The following is a 12,665-nucleotide window of genomic DNA, read 5'->3' as shown; positions in this document are numbered from 1 at the left end:
ATGACGCCCCCGCCACCGACCGCCCTGCCCAAGGCCCCTTGGTCGCCTGGTTCGAAGGCGACGGCGACGGCCAGGTGCGCGGCTTCCATCCCGCCGCCCTGCCCGCGCACGAAAGCGCCTTCGCCATGACCGTGCACAAGGCCCAGGGCAGCGAATTCGACGAGGTCTGGCTGCAACTGCCCACCCGCGACGCCCGCGTACTCAGCCGCGAACTGCTCTACACCGGCATCACCCGCGCCCGCCGCGCCCTGCACCTGGCCGGCAGCGAAGCGGTCATGCGCGCCGCGCTGGCACGCCACGCCGCACGGATCTCGGGCTTGGCGTGGCGGTTGGGTGCAAAAGACGACAAGCCACCGCCGGTTCCAGCACCCACGCCAGCGCCGCTTCCACAACCGCCGCCCAGTGCACCTGTGCAAGGTGCGCTGTTCTGATCAATCCAGTCGGTGCCGGCGCTGTCCCGCAATGGCCGACTGCACATTGGTCACATGATCAGGCGCTTTACCGACAAGGAAGCCGAAAAGATCTGGGCTGGGTGAGCGTTCCCGCCGATTGCCTGCCGACATCCAATTGGTCGCGCGCCGCACGTTGCGCATGCTCAATGCCGCCGCGCATCTCGACAATCTGCGGATTCCGCCCGCCAACCGGCTGGAAGCGTCGAAGGGCGAGCGGCCCGGCCAGTACAGCATCCGGATCAACGATCAATGGCGCATCTGCTTCCGATAGATGGAAGGCGATGTGGTCCAGGTCGAAATCGTCGATTACCACTGAGCAGGAGGCATCTGTCGATGACGGTCCTACCCAATATCCACCCTGGCGAAATTCTGCTTGAGGAGTTTCTCGAGCCTCTGGGCATCAGTCAGAACGCACTGGCACGCGCCACCGGCGTCCCGCCGCGCGGTATCAACGAAATCGTGCTGGGCAAGCGCGGCATCACTGCCGACACTGCCGTGCGTCTGGCCGCCGCGTTGGGAACCTCCGAGCGCGTCTGGCTTGGCCTGCAGGCCGACGACGAACTGGAGCAGGCGCATCGCGCGCTGGGCGACTTGCCGGCGCGGATCAAGCGGCTGGCGGCATGATCCGGGCGGCTTCCAGCACATGCTGCTAAGTCGGCATAGCGCATGCGCTGCTCGCCAACACCGGCGTCGGGTTGGGCTGATGCGGCGGCGTGCCGGCCGGTGACGCTTCGTCGCCGCACACAGGAATTCACCACGCCGCCCTGGCGCTGCGCTGGAGGTGGGTAACGTTGCGAGCCTGGCCGTCCGCAGGATCGCGTGATCGCGCCGCACGCCATTGCCGCGGCCCACGGTGGCACGCGTGAGCGCGAACAGGCGACAGTTTCGTGCAGCCTTGCGCATGCATGAGCGAGAGCACCGATTCTGTCGTGTTGCCGACGGGGGCTGCCAGCACCGCCGTTCACTGCCAGAGGTCCTCCCATGCAGCCCACCGCAATCCGTTCCACCGTCGGCTTGCCCGGCGCAGACATGACGGCTGACCTACGCGATCCTCCACCCGTCGCCGTGCCGGGACATTCCGCCGCAGACGCGGCCGCGCCGCCGCCGGGCGCCTTGCAGACCATCGTTGGCCGTCCTCCCCGCCCGGACGGACCACGGCACCGCCGCACGCAGAGCTTGCCCGCGCGATTGACGCCTGCCCAGCGCGGCATGCTGGCCGAGCTGGGCGTGGCCGACACGTCCGTGCTGACGCCCACCGAGACGGCCGTGCTGCGGGAGCTGCGTCTGCACCGGCCGCCGTTGCCGCTCGACACGCTGCTGTTCACCGACCCGAACAAGGACCCCGACGATGTCGTGACCTACACCATCGCCAAGCAGCTGCAGGCCGAAGGCTTTTTGCGTCTGACCGACGTCGTCGTCACCCTGGGCGATGCCGACATGCGATCGCAACGCGCGCAGCTGGCCAAAGGTGTCTTCGATCGCCTGGCATTGCCGGAGGTTCGCGTCGCGCGCGGTCAGGACTATCCCATGACGTCCACGCAGGCCCGGGAGCATTCCAAGTTCCTCGCCGAGGGAGCCGCGCTGCGTGCGGCGCCGGACGCGGTGCACACCGATGGCGTCCGCGCGATGCGCGAGCGTCTGGCGACCTCGCCCCACAAGCTCGGCATGGTGGTCATCGCCGGAATGACCGACGCCAGCGCCTTGCTTGCGGAGGCGGGCGATCTGGTGCGGGAAAAGGTCGCGTCCATCACCATCATGGGGGGCATCGACCCGGCCAGGGACGCCGATGGTCTCGTGCAACCGGACACGCGCGCCTACAACAACGCCACCGACATCCACGCCGCCCGTGCGCTCTACCGCCGCGCGCAGCAACTCGGCATTCCGCTGCGCATCCTGAGCAAGGAAGCTGCCTACAGGGCCGCCGTACCGCCGGCGTTCTACGAAGGCATCGCACGCAATGGCCACCCCGTGGGCGAGTATCTGCGCGATGTGCAGAAAAACGCCTTGAAAGGCCTGTGGGAAGGCATCCAGGCCAACCTGATCCCCGGCCTGGATACGGCGTGGTTCTTCCGTACGTTCGTCGCAGCACAACCGCAGGATCCAGCGGCAGCGGATCAGCAAGGCGCCCTGAGCTTCGACGCCATCTGGCCACAGGTGACCAAGCTCAATCTCTACGATCCGCTGACCCTGCTGGCAGCGCTGCCCGGCGCCGCGCGCCTGCTGTTCCAGCCAACCCCCATGCACCGCGAGGGAGCCAGCCCGGTGGAGCACGTGGGCCACGCCGAGGTTGTGCGTCCGGAAAAAGCCAGGCTGTTGCTGTCGGCGCTGGCCAAGGCCGCGCTCGCCCAGCAGGACGAGGGGCAACACGGGCGCTGAGCGCTCGGCAGCTTTCGCGGAGTGGCGCCGTCGGGCGTCATCCGCGAAGCGCGAGGTTGGGCTTCCCCTCCAGTTCGTCCGCCTGCCAACAGGCCGGGCGGCTTACTTGCCCCTCTTTTCCTGCTTGGCCGCGCGCTTTTCTTTCAGCGTCTTGGTCGGCTCTTTCTTCTGGTTCTTCTTCTGGTCCATCCCCTTGCTCATGACACCCTCGTGGTTGCTGGATTGAACGGTCGGGCAGCGCCGGACCCGGCGTGCCAGCGCACTGTAAGGCTTGTGCGCCATGGAAGGGCAGAGGGTCTGGCGCAGTGGAAGACGCGACAATCGGTGGCGGCAGCCGGCGCCCATCGCCTCAGCGTGGCGCAAGCAGCTTGGCCAGGGTGTCGGGCCGCCCGGCCAGCCGCTCCAGCCGTGGGTAGCGTAGTGGTCCGGTGTACTGGATCTGCACGTCTGCACGCTGCTCGTCCTGTGCGATGCCCAACACGATGGGGCGGCGAATGGAGTCGCGCACCGCATCGCGCAACGCGTCCTGCTCGAACGGCGATCTATTGACGGTCAACACGCGCGTGCCCGGCCGCAGCCCGGCCGCGAACGCGGGGCCGTTCCAGGCCACCGTGCGCACCATGCCGTCGGCGCGTACCGTCAATCCGATCGAGTAGGTGAGATCGGCAACGCCAGCTTCCGCTTCGCTGGCACGCAACGCGGCCGTTGGCGTGTCGGTGTAGACCAGCGCCCAACCGTGTTGGGCCAGTCCGCGCGTGGTGTCCAGTTCGTCGTGGGCATCGATCCACCCGCGCAGGAAACCTGCCCAGTTCGCTGGCGCCACCGCATGCAACGTGGCGCAGATGTCCTCGAACGTATAGGTCCGCGTGGGCGCGTGCGGCGTGGCGCCGGCGAAAAAGCGCTGCGCGAAATCGTCGATGCTGCGCTTGCCGCCGCTGCGCGTGCGCAGTTCGGCATCCACGGCCAGCCACAGCATCACGCCTTCGGAGTAGTAATCGCGCCGGCGCTGCCAGTCGCGCCACGCCACCGGCTGGCGCAACATGAAAGCCGGGTAGTGCACGTCGTCGGATAAGGAGCGCCATGCCCGCCCGGGCCGCGTTGCGATCTCCGCTGCTTCCAGCGCCAGGCGGTCGCGCACCTCATCGGGCGTGAACTGGCCGGCCCGTGTCGCCAGCACGCGGCCCCAGAACTCGGTCTGTCCCTCGTACATCCACAACAGGCTTCCGGAGACCGGCATGTTCGGCGTCGGTGCCCATAAATCGGCAGGCGTCCGGTAAAAGCCGTTCCAGGCATGCACGATTTCGTGCGCAATCAGGTCGCGCGAGAGGATCTGGCCCGGCCAGTCCTGGAAATGCGACGAGGCCAAACCGTTCTCGCTGGACGCACGATGCTCGGTGCCGCCAGCCGACCCCTCGTCGCTCAGCCGCGCCAGGATGGCGTAGCGTGCAAACGGTGGCGGACCGAACACCACGCCCAGCTGCGCAAGCAGCGAACGTAGTTCGGCCACACGTGCGGGCGGCACCTGCAGGTCGGCGGGCCGCTGCGCCACGATATCCAGCGACACCGCCCCGCTCAGCGGCAGCTGCGCGGCGTATCGGCCGGCGAGCACCGGCGCATCCAGCAGCGTTTCCAGCGATGTCGTCTTGAAGGCGTAGTGCGTGCCGCGCACGCGCTCCACGTCCAAGGCACTGAACGGTCGCAGCCCGTCGGGCAGCGTCAACATGGCGGCCACGGGAATGTTCCGCGCATACCAACCGGCCGGATACAGCACCAACCGCTGCCAGGGCACAGACACGATGTCGCGTGTCAGCAACTCGCCGCCGGCCACCATCTGGAACCGCACATCGAGCTGCTGCACGCCGGCCGGCACCTGCACGTGGAAGGCATGCGGCTCATAGGCATCGCGCCGCCATGCCAGGCGGCGGCCCGCTGCACTGACCTCCAGGCCGGCAAGATCGGTCACCGTCAGGCTCGGCCCGTGGCTGGCGGCCTCCCAACGTGGATACAGCAGCGTTATTGCGCCGCTCGCGTCTACCGGTATCTGCTGGCGCACAGCGAAGATGCGGCGCGCTACGTCGGTGGCATCCACGTCCACGCGCATCACCCCGGCAAAGGCGTGGTCTACCGGCGGCGCAACCGTCGGCGTCGGGGCAACGTATGTCGGGCCGTGACTGGATTGCGCGAACCCTTGGCCTGCCAACAGTGCGAGCACCACCGCCAAGACCGACGCACGCGCAAAGCGGGAATAGGGAATGTGTCTTGAATGGATGCGCATTGCACGGCCTCGAACAAGGCCGTGATCCTATACGCCTGCAACAGCATGCAGCCATCTCGAAAACAGCGCGCTGCTCCAGCTCGCTTCGGCGCATGCATCCGCATCAAGAGACGCATACATGCCCAGATGCCGAACGCCCGCGTGCGGCCGTCAAGGGCTGCACGCGGGCGCCGGTGACAGCTGCGGCCTTAGAGCGGCTAACAAAACGTAGGCAGCAGCCGTCAGGCGGGCGCGGACGGCGCGCTCAGAACCGCAGTGTATGCGTGGTACATGCCGATTCCGAGCACCGACCGCCCCCGCCTGGCGGTTGCGCAGTCGTTCTGTCAGCTGCTCTTATTTGGCCGGTACGCGCTCGTATTGCTCACCACCGGTATTGAGATGGCCGTTGCTCTCGTCGATGGCGAAGTTCACCGTCTCGCCATCGTTGGTGACCTGCAATGCGCCGTTCTTGTACACCGCCGGGTAGCTTTCGGTCTTGGGCTGGCGGCTGAAGAACTTCGGTGTGGTGCTGCGCACCATGAAGGTCTCGCCATTGCGCTCGATGTCCATCGTCTCGTCCTGCGACTGCAGGTTGACCCAATGCCCAACGAACTTCTCGCCTTCCACCTTGGCGCAACCGCTCATCAACAATGCCGCGGCCAGCGCGGTGCCCATCCACTTCATCATCGTGCGTTCTCCAGTTGAGGCTGCAGCGAGGATGGCGGGTGGGGGATGTATGGGAGGTCAAGGGGTATTCGCCCAGGCCTCGAATGCGAGCACCGATGAGGTTGGAAGAAGTCGACCCGACTCTTGTCCTACGTCAATTCTGCCTCTGCTCCCGCACCTTCTGCCAAGTGCGAAAACGCGTCACATGCGAACCTGTTGCGACAAAAGACCCCCTCAAATAGGCTGTTTGAACTGCCTTCGCAAAAAATTACGGAGATATCGTGAAGCACATATGGAGCGCTGTGCTGGCGACAGGATGTGCCGTTGTCTCGGCCTGGGCCCAGGCCGTCGCAATCCGGTGCGACACTTGCCGAGTAGACAGCGATTTTCGTGCTGAAGCGGTGCGCAGCGGACCTGGCACCCACATCGTCTACAACGTAAAAGATAACCTGGTTCAACAGTGGTACGTTGGATCAGACGGCGACACAGTGCCCGCAGCGGTGAAAGCTCCACCGACGCCAATCGTGCAGCAGCAGACGCCATCCGCTGGAGCGACTCAAGAGCTCGCCAACGCGCACACGTTTCACGTGATCGATGGGGGCACCATTCGACCTATTTACAATATCCCGATCGAGATGCTGGGATTGAATTCTCATGCACGCGAGAAAAGCGCATACGATTACGTCACCGACGCAAATCTCAGGGCCATGGTTGAATCTGCCACGGGCAGCAGCTCGCTGATACAACAGGTCACAGGCTCCGGGACCACGGCGTCGCGGGCCAACCCGCATCGGGCAAACTTGCTTTTCAGAGTTGTCTTCAAGGACGGCTCATATGTCGGCGTGATCGTTGATGTGAATCAGGCCAACGGAAAATCCGAACCCGGTAGCGAAAGAACCGCAGCGGGCCAATCGATTCCGAAGCAAGCCAGCGAACTTTCGGGTACCTGGACCAACAATGGGGGCGACAACCTGGCCCCGATGGTGGCGCTCATGCAACGCCTTGGCGGCACTGTGAGCGACGCGGGGTCTGCGGGCGCAGGCGGCACAATCACTGCCATCGTGTGCGTGGCTCAGCACTGCACGGTGGCGCGTTCGGCGTCGTGATCGACCGTTGGCATGCATTCCAGGCGCTTACGACGACCGTTCGTTGGGCGGCTGGAGTGCTCGACATGACACAGGCAGCAAACCGGAAAAACCGCGCTCAGGCTTCACCCAATAGCGCGCTGCAGGTTCGGCGCCACGCTGGAGCAGATCGATCGGTTCTCGGTGTCGCGACGCATGGCCAGTGCGCAAGGCGACACGGCGTGGCGACGGGATGCCGGAGTACCCCCTGATCGGCGGCAACCATTGGACAAGGCCACCGAAAAAGTAACCCCGGCCGCGTTTCCAGCAAACATGGCGACAACCGCCACCTGCGGGCGATCGAGCGCGCGGTCACCCTGGCGGATCGCAGCGCTCTGGCAGCGGCCTAAATCGCCATGACTCCGCCATCGATAAATAACTCGTGCCCCGCGATGAAGCTGGACGCGTCCGAGGCCAGGAACAGTACCGCCTCGGCAATCTCTTCGGCGTCGCCCAGACGCCCGAACGGAATCATCTGCTTGAACGCGTCCTCGGCCCCTGCATTGGCTTCCAGGTAGGTCTGCATGGCCGGTGTGTGGACCATGCCGGGCGACACCACATTCACGCGGATGCCGCGGCTTTTCAGGTCGCTCGTCCAGGTGCGCGCGAACGAGCGGATGGCTGCCTTCGTGGCGCTGTAGACCGAGAGCGCGCCAATGCCCTTGCTGCCAGCCACAGAGCCGGCCAGGATCACGGCGCCGCCGCTGGCCATCAGTGGCAGCGCCTTCTGCACGGTGAAGACCGTGCCCTTGATGTTGGTCGCCAGCAGGCGTTCCAGGTGCGCAACGTCGATCTCGCCAAGCGCGGCCGACTCGGAAACCCCCGCGTTGGCAAAGACGACATCCAGCCGGCCGTGCTCCTGCTGGATGCGCGCATAGAGCCGGTCCATGTCCTCGGGCACGCCGACATCGCCCTGCACGCCCACCGCGCCGCCGCCGATCTCCGCCACCGCAGCGTCCAACCGGTCCTGCCGCCGCCCCGTGACGTAGACCTGCGCGCCTTCGGCCGAAAACGCCTGCGCGGTCACCAGCCCGATGCCGTCCGTACCGCCAGTGACCACGACCACCTTGCCTTCGAATCGCTTGCCCATGGTGTTTCCCAGTAAGTGGAGGATTGCTCCACTTATTATATGGAGGTAGCCTCCACTTCCACAAGTCACGCCGGAAGAGCCCGTTGACCGCCGACACTCCCTTGCGCGCCGATGCCCAGCGAAACCGCGAGCGCCTGCTTGCCGCGGCCGAGGAGGTATTCCTGGAGCGCGGCGCCGAGGCGTCGATGGAAGACGTCGCCAAGCGCGCCGGTGTGGGCATCGGCACGCTGTATCGGCGCTTCCCCACACGCGAGTCATTGTTTGCCGCGGCCTATAGCGGGCGCTTCCTGTCGCTGGCGAACGCCAGTCACGCGCGCGCCAGTTCGCTCGACGCGCTGACCGCGCTGCGCGCGTATCTGGAGGATCTGGCACTGCACACCAGTGTCTATCGTGGCCTGGCTGCGTCGCTCGGCGCCGTGCTGCAGAGCGGCACGCCAGGGTGCGAGGCCGTCAGCAAGGAAGGGCAGCAACGTTTGCGTAGCGCGCAGAACAGCGGCGTCGTCCGCTGCGATGTCTGCTTCGACGATCTCGTCGTCGTCGCCATCGCCACCTCGCTGGCCACCGAACAGCATGGCTCGCCGAAGACGCGCATCGCGCATCTGATCGGGCTGTTCGTCGACGGCATTGCAGCGCCAAGGGCGGCGTCGGCTGCATGAGGCGGCTGACACGATGACGTCCGGATTGCCCGATCGTTCGTGTCGGGTGGTGAGGGCTCGGAACCTACGCACGCGCGATCGTTGACAAGGGAGAACGATCGTTCTACCTTGGCGCCGTGGACAAGCCAACCAACGACACCCAACAGAAGATCCTGGCAACGGCTGAGGCGCTGATCTATCAGCACGGCATCCATGCCACCGGCATGGACCTGCTGGTGAAGACCTCAGGCGTGGCGCGGAAAAGCATCTACCGCCACTTCGACAACAAGGACGAGGTGGCCGCCGCTGCACTGAGCGCGCGCGACGTCCGTTGGCTCGAGTGGTTCAGGCGCGAATGCGACAAGGCCGACAGCCCCGAGGCGCGCATCCTGCGCATGTTCACGGTGCTCAAGGAATGGTTCCAGTCTGCCGGTTACCGCGGCTGTGCGTTCATCAACACCGCAGGCGAGGTCGGGGACCCCGACGATCCAATTCGCAAGATCGCCAAGCATCACAAACAGAAGTTGCTCGACTACACGCTGGAACTGACCGGGCAACTGGGTATTACGCAGCCGGCCGCACTGGCGCGCCAGCTGCTGCTTCTCATGGAAGGCGCAATCACCGTCTCGCGCGTGATGGGTGACGAAGACGCCGCAGACACCGCAAGGGATATCGCGCAGTTGTTGCTAAAGCAGGCCACCGGCTAGCGGCCTGACGCTCCGTCGCAAGCTCAAAACACCGATGTATCCACTTTGATTGGAGGCTGTGCCATGTCCAACGCTCACGCTCGCCCGCCGCTTCCCCCCTTCACCCGCGAATCGGCGATCGAAAAGGTACGACTCGCCGAAGACGGTTGGAATTCCCGCGATGCCGACAAAGTGTCGCTTGCCTATTCGCTCGACACCCAATGGCGAAACCGTACCGAGTTCACCAACGGTCGGGAAGAAGCGCGGCAGTTTCTTGCGCGCAAATGGAACAAGGAGCTTGAGTACCGCCTGATCAAGGAACTGTGGGCCGTTACCGAAAACCGTATTGCCGTGCGCTACGCCTACGAATGGCGCGACGATTCAGGCAACTGGTTCCGCTCCTACGGCAACGAGAACTGGGAATTCGGCGCCGATGGCCTGATGGAGCGCCGCTTCTCGTGCATCAACGACATGCCGATCAAGGAAAGCGACCGCAAGTTCCACTGGCCGCTGGGCCGTCGCCCGGACGATCATCCGGGGCTGTCTGATCTGGGTATGTAGAGGTTCTAGGCGACTGAGATGCAAGCCCTCGGCGGTGCTTCTGCACGGGGGCTTTTGTCTGGCCCCGGCTGCGTCATTGGCATGCAGGGGAGGTGGCAAGGAAACAGGGTCAAGTTCACTCAGAAAGTAAACCTGACTCCGTTTCCGCCCCGTTTCCGTAGTTGTACCTTATTCGGAGGACGACGCTGTGGCGGCTGCCGTCACCGACCTTCTAAAGGCAAGCAGGCGATCGACCAGCGCGTCCGCGTCATCGCCAACGCCGCTGGCCGCCTCCCACAGGCCCGGCTCCAATCTGGAAGGCTCCCACGTCGCCAACCGCAGCAGATCGTCGGCGAGCAGCTGGGTCTCATGCTCGTTCATCGGATGCGCGGCGCGATCGTGCTCCCCGGGCATCGTGACTATGTCGACCGCGCGGTTCATGCAGCCGTCTGTCATTCCCATTGCGCGGGCCCTGGAACTGATGTTGTTTCCATACGCATAAGCGTGTGCCAGGCGCTGGACGGCACTGAGCGCGCAGGTAGTGGCAACACCGGCCAGCGCGGCAATTCCGCTGTACTTTGCAAGTTGGTCTTTCTCGCTGATATAGCCCATGAATGCGACCATGGGTGGAGGAATCGAAGCGATACCAGTGAGAGCGGCGCCGATGCCGGCGACGGTCGAAACGTGGCCGGCAATCCGTTGCCCCGTCGTTCTGGTCGACGCTCTGCGCACCGGCTGTTGTGGTAGGCCTTGCAACTGTGCATCTATCCGTGCATCGGCATGTCGCGGCTCTGTGGCGCCGAGTTCGATCTCGGCACGACCTCTTTCCAGATCGATCTCTTCTCTTCTCGCCATCGGCGACAAGGACGGTAACACTGCGGGATGCATGAGACACCTCACCATGGATGGTCGAGGCCAATTTTCTCATCGAAACATCGCCGCGCCTCATCGCGCGCCGAAACGCACGCGCTTTCGACGAAGTCGCAAGAACAGAATCAGGTCCATTTAGAATTCAACCTGACCCAGTTTCCTGGTTTACACACTTGAACCTACCTAGCTTGCGCCGAGGACTCAGACTGAGCCAGCTAAGCTATCGATAGATACAAAACCATCATTGTAAATGCACCAGCCTGGCTGTCATGACCAAGAGGAAAGTGTCTCAACGATACGAGCAAATTCTTTTAACGTCATAATTTTAGGATACTCGACGTAGTACATCCGCTCATATATGTCGCGGCGCTCTTTCACATCAGTAAGGCGCCCCGCACTACTGGTATCGCAAAGTTTTTCCAGTTCCTCGAGATCAAACCGTTCCTTGCCGACGGCATCGGCGCGTACTAATGCTGACGCGATATCGGAAGCATGTAAGGCTTCATTGCGTTCCTTAAGCTTCTTATGGAGTTCGAGCGCCTCTGCGCCTTTCAAAGTCTTCATCGCTATTTTCCTGTCAATCAAATTAGCTCGCTATGAGCAGCTAGCGCGGCCGACCATGACTTGCCGTTATATTTTTCCAGCGCGGCTCGCGTATTCGCCGCGCGCTCGGGATCATCTATATTATTTGTCAGACGATCAATCAATTCATTGTCGATTATCTTATCAGCCAAATCACCGGTGACCGAGGCCTGCGGGGACGTTATCTTTTCATATAAATCAGCATCCTCTACACTCAACTCACCGCCCATGACGCTAGCAACCATGACCTTCTTACCATCCTCGGCTGTTCCGAATAGTCGATAGTTTCCCAAGCCCGGATCGGCGATGAACCTGTCTATCACACCCAGTCTATTGCTTCGTACGGCCACAAATCCACTTGAGACTACAGGGTAAGGAGGCCTAGGATCTTCACCTTCAGGTTTCCGTTGCAAAACTCCCGTCAAAGAATTCTCAAGGGGTGCATCGATATCGCACAATTCAACTTTTCGACCTGTTTCTTTGGCTAGTTCTATATAGCTGTCGATTTCGTACGCCCTTGCCAAGCGCTTGTCGACAACAATGCTAGCGATTGCACCGCTGCCCGTCCTTTGAGAGCGAAGCCCGTCTTCAAAATGGTCAGCAAGAAAACATGATTCGTTATGAACTTGCGCCGAGCTAAATATCTTGGCGCCGGCCTCCGACTTCGCAAGCGAACTCTTGAATACATCTGGATTGATGCAACCTTTCCCACCTGTCTTCTCCAGAGCTGCGGCGAGAGCTGGAATTTTTTTTGTGGCTATCCGCGTCTTACCCGTGGCAGTGTTTCCGCGCAACGCAAACAATGTCGGTTGGCAGCCATCGCGCTCAAGAGATTCTGCCAGGGTCAAGGCCGAAGATCGTGCTTCATCTAATAGCTTTTCGTGCAACTTACGGCGCTCCGGATGCCAGTTCTCCGGATTCGCCAGATACTCCCATCGCCCCGGACCAGAAGATGGGAGGTTGCCCAAACCATATAACTCATCGGTGCCTTTAAGCTGAGTAGCCTGTTGATGTGTCACCGCGGCGGTCGATGTACCTGCGATCGGCACCGAATGCGGCGGCGATGCATGAACATAAGCATGAGTGGTGTTACTGCTCTTCGAACTAGGGGGTCTAGCCGGCAAATTATCAAGCTGGGTCTGGAATTTATACTCCGGCGCCGCTTGTGATGACTCAGCTTGGACGCCTTTGGATTCTGCGTCATCGAAAGGAACATGAGAAGTAAAAAGCCCGGCTGTGCCAGCAATGCCTATCTTGTCTTTCATGTTAAAAAATGTCCAGAGTCCAAGAAAATACAGTCCGACTGACTCTGCAACATTAGTCGCGATTCGAACCGCGACTCGCACACCCACGAACTACATGAGCAGCAAACGAACCTATGAAAAATGAA

At 62.8% G+C, this 12,665-nt stretch carries 14 protein-coding genes, 1 other RNA gene and 1 pseudogene; 8 read left to right on the top strand and 8 right to left on the bottom strand.

Annotated elements, in window-relative coordinates:
- The first annotated feature begins 125 nt into the window (after window positions 1–125).
- The 4 genes and pseudogenes from ACCQ07_RS21145 (at window position 126) to xopQ (ending at window position 2,828) form a co-directional block, all read left to right on the top strand.
- Entirely contained in the window at window positions 126–431 is a 306-nt protein-coding gene (locus ACCQ07_RS21145) for an ATP-binding domain-containing protein (protein WP_372163425.1), read from the top strand.
- A 54-nt stretch (window positions 432–485) separates the two neighbouring features.
- Window positions 486–723, top strand: a pseudogene (locus ACCQ07_RS21140) (type II toxin-antitoxin system RelE/ParE family toxin).
- A gap of 62 nt (window positions 724–785) precedes the next feature.
- Window positions 786–1,076, top strand: a complete 291-nt coding sequence (locus tag ACCQ07_RS21135) for a HigA family addiction module antitoxin (RefSeq protein WP_372363643.1) — start codon at window positions 786–788, stop codon at window positions 1,074–1,076.
- Between the two features lie 357 nt (window positions 1,077–1,433).
- Window positions 1,434–2,828 carry a type III secretion system effector XopQ gene (xopQ, locus tag ACCQ07_RS21130; RefSeq protein WP_218556535.1) on the top strand — a complete coding sequence of 465 codons (1,395 nt, stop codon included), beginning with the start codon at window positions 1,434–1,436 and terminating at the stop codon, window positions 2,826–2,828.
- Window positions 2,829–2,930: 102 nt separating this feature from the next.
- Here the strand turns inward: xopQ and ACCQ07_RS21125 are convergent, their stop codons facing one another.
- From ACCQ07_RS21125 to ACCQ07_RS21110, 4 genes are all read right to left on the bottom strand, one after another.
- Window positions 2,931–3,110: a hypothetical protein gene (locus ACCQ07_RS21125; RefSeq protein ID WP_003482327.1), complete on the bottom strand. Its 180-nt coding sequence runs from the start codon at window positions 3,108–3,110 to the stop codon at window positions 2,931–2,933.
- 67 nt (window positions 3,111–3,177) lie between these two features.
- A complete protein-coding gene (locus ACCQ07_RS21120) occupies window positions 3,178–5,103 on the bottom strand; it encodes a M61 family metallopeptidase (RefSeq protein ID WP_372363641.1) in 1,926 nt (641 codons plus the stop codon).
- A gap of 195 nt (window positions 5,104–5,298) precedes the next feature.
- Window positions 5,299–5,375: non-coding RNA, sX9 sRNA (locus ACCQ07_RS21115), on the bottom strand.
- A gap of 61 nt (window positions 5,376–5,436) precedes the next feature.
- The gene (locus tag ACCQ07_RS21110) at window positions 5,437–5,769 is read right to left on the bottom strand and encodes a hypothetical protein (RefSeq protein WP_122273446.1); all 333 of its coding nucleotides are present in this window, start codon (window positions 5,767–5,769) and stop codon (window positions 5,437–5,439) included.
- A gap of 566 nt (window positions 5,770–6,335) precedes the next feature.
- Between ACCQ07_RS21110 and ACCQ07_RS21105 the strand changes: the two genes are divergently transcribed.
- Window positions 6,336–6,854: a hypothetical protein gene (locus ACCQ07_RS21105; RefSeq protein ID WP_029820574.1), complete on the top strand. Its 519-nt coding sequence runs from the start codon at window positions 6,336–6,338 to the stop codon at window positions 6,852–6,854.
- Between the two features lie 364 nt (window positions 6,855–7,218).
- Here the strand turns inward: ACCQ07_RS21105 and ACCQ07_RS21100 are convergent, their stop codons facing one another.
- Window positions 7,219–7,962 (bottom strand): glucose 1-dehydrogenase, encoded by a 744-nt coding sequence (locus tag ACCQ07_RS21100; protein WP_008571767.1) that lies wholly within the window; start codon window positions 7,960–7,962, stop codon window positions 7,219–7,221.
- An 83-nt stretch (window positions 7,963–8,045) separates the two neighbouring features.
- Between ACCQ07_RS21100 and ACCQ07_RS21095 the strand changes: the two genes are divergently transcribed.
- The 3 genes from ACCQ07_RS21095 (at window position 8,046) to ACCQ07_RS21085 (ending at window position 9,844) form a co-directional block, all read left to right on the top strand.
- On the top strand, window positions 8,046–8,618 hold the full coding sequence (locus ACCQ07_RS21095) for a TetR/AcrR family transcriptional regulator (RefSeq protein WP_218489457.1): 573 nt from the start codon (window positions 8,046–8,048) through the stop codon (window positions 8,616–8,618).
- 116 nt (window positions 8,619–8,734) lie between these two features.
- Complete coding sequence (locus tag ACCQ07_RS21090) at window positions 8,735–9,304, top strand: TetR/AcrR family transcriptional regulator (protein WP_011349171.1); 570 nt, start codon at window positions 8,735–8,737, stop codon at window positions 9,302–9,304.
- 63 nt (window positions 9,305–9,367) lie between these two features.
- A complete protein-coding gene (locus tag ACCQ07_RS21085) occupies window positions 9,368–9,844 on the top strand; it encodes a nuclear transport factor 2 family protein (RefSeq protein ID WP_031425210.1) in 477 nt (158 codons plus the stop codon).
- 168 nt (window positions 9,845–10,012) lie between these two features.
- On the opposite strand, the gene xopAV is transcribed toward ACCQ07_RS21085, so the two are convergent.
- The 3 genes from xopAV to xopAJ all read right to left on the bottom strand — a co-directional run bounded on the left by xopAV (window position 10,013) and on the right by xopAJ (window position 12,627).
- Entirely contained in the window at window positions 10,013–10,711 is a 699-nt protein-coding gene (gene xopAV / locus ACCQ07_RS21080) for a type III secretion system effector XopAV (RefSeq protein ID WP_372363640.1), read from the bottom strand.
- 249 nt (window positions 10,712–10,960) lie between these two features.
- Window positions 10,961–11,257: a hypothetical protein gene (locus tag ACCQ07_RS21075; RefSeq protein WP_071117661.1), complete on the bottom strand. Its 297-nt coding sequence runs from the start codon at window positions 11,255–11,257 to the stop codon at window positions 10,961–10,963.
- A gap of 17 nt (window positions 11,258–11,274) precedes the next feature.
- Window positions 11,275–12,627 carry a zeta toxin family type III secretion system effector XopAJ/AvrRxo1 gene (gene xopAJ, locus ACCQ07_RS21070; RefSeq protein WP_372363639.1) on the bottom strand — a complete coding sequence of 451 codons (1,353 nt, stop codon included), beginning with the start codon at window positions 12,625–12,627 and terminating at the stop codon, window positions 11,275–11,277.
- Window positions 12,628–12,665: the final 38 nt, after the last annotated feature.

This window comes from Xanthomonas sp. NCPPB 3583 (genome assembly GCF_041475715.2).
GTDB lineage: Bacteria > Pseudomonadota > Gammaproteobacteria > Xanthomonadales > Xanthomonadaceae > Xanthomonas > Xanthomonas euvesicatoria.
This window is presented reverse-complemented; position numbering and strand designations above follow the sequence as displayed.

Coding starts and splice junctions, on each gene's coding strand:
- ACCQ07_RS21120 (WP_372363641.1), bottom strand. CDS start 5,103: ATGCGCATCCATTCAAGACACATTCCCTATTCCCGCTTTGCGCGTGCG.
- xopAV (WP_372363640.1), bottom strand. CDS start 10,711: ATGCATCCCGCAGTGTTACCGTCCTTGTCGCCGATGGCGAGAAGAGAA.
- ACCQ07_RS21135 (WP_372363643.1), top strand. CDS start 786: ATGACGGTCCTACCCAATATCCACCCTGGCGAAATTCTGCTTGAGGAG.
- ACCQ07_RS21110 (WP_122273446.1), bottom strand. CDS start 5,769: ATGATGAAGTGGATGGGCACCGCGCTGGCCGCGGCATTGTTGATGAGC.
- ACCQ07_RS21085 (WP_031425210.1), top strand. CDS start 9,368: ATGTCCAACGCTCACGCTCGCCCGCCGCTTCCCCCCTTCACCCGCGAA.
- ACCQ07_RS21145 (WP_372163425.1), top strand. CDS start 126: ATGACCGTGCACAAGGCCCAGGGCAGCGAATTCGACGAGGTCTGGCTG.
- ACCQ07_RS21125 (WP_003482327.1), bottom strand. CDS start 3,110: ATGGCGCACAAGCCTTACAGTGCGCTGGCACGCCGGGTCCGGCGCTGC.
- xopQ (WP_218556535.1), top strand. CDS start 1,434: ATGCAGCCCACCGCAATCCGTTCCACCGTCGGCTTGCCCGGCGCAGAC.
- ACCQ07_RS21075 (WP_071117661.1), bottom strand. CDS start 11,257: ATGAAGACTTTGAAAGGCGCAGAGGCGCTCGAACTCCATAAGAAGCTT.
- ACCQ07_RS21100 (WP_008571767.1), bottom strand. CDS start 7,962: ATGGGCAAGCGATTCGAAGGCAAGGTGGTCGTGGTCACTGGCGGTACG.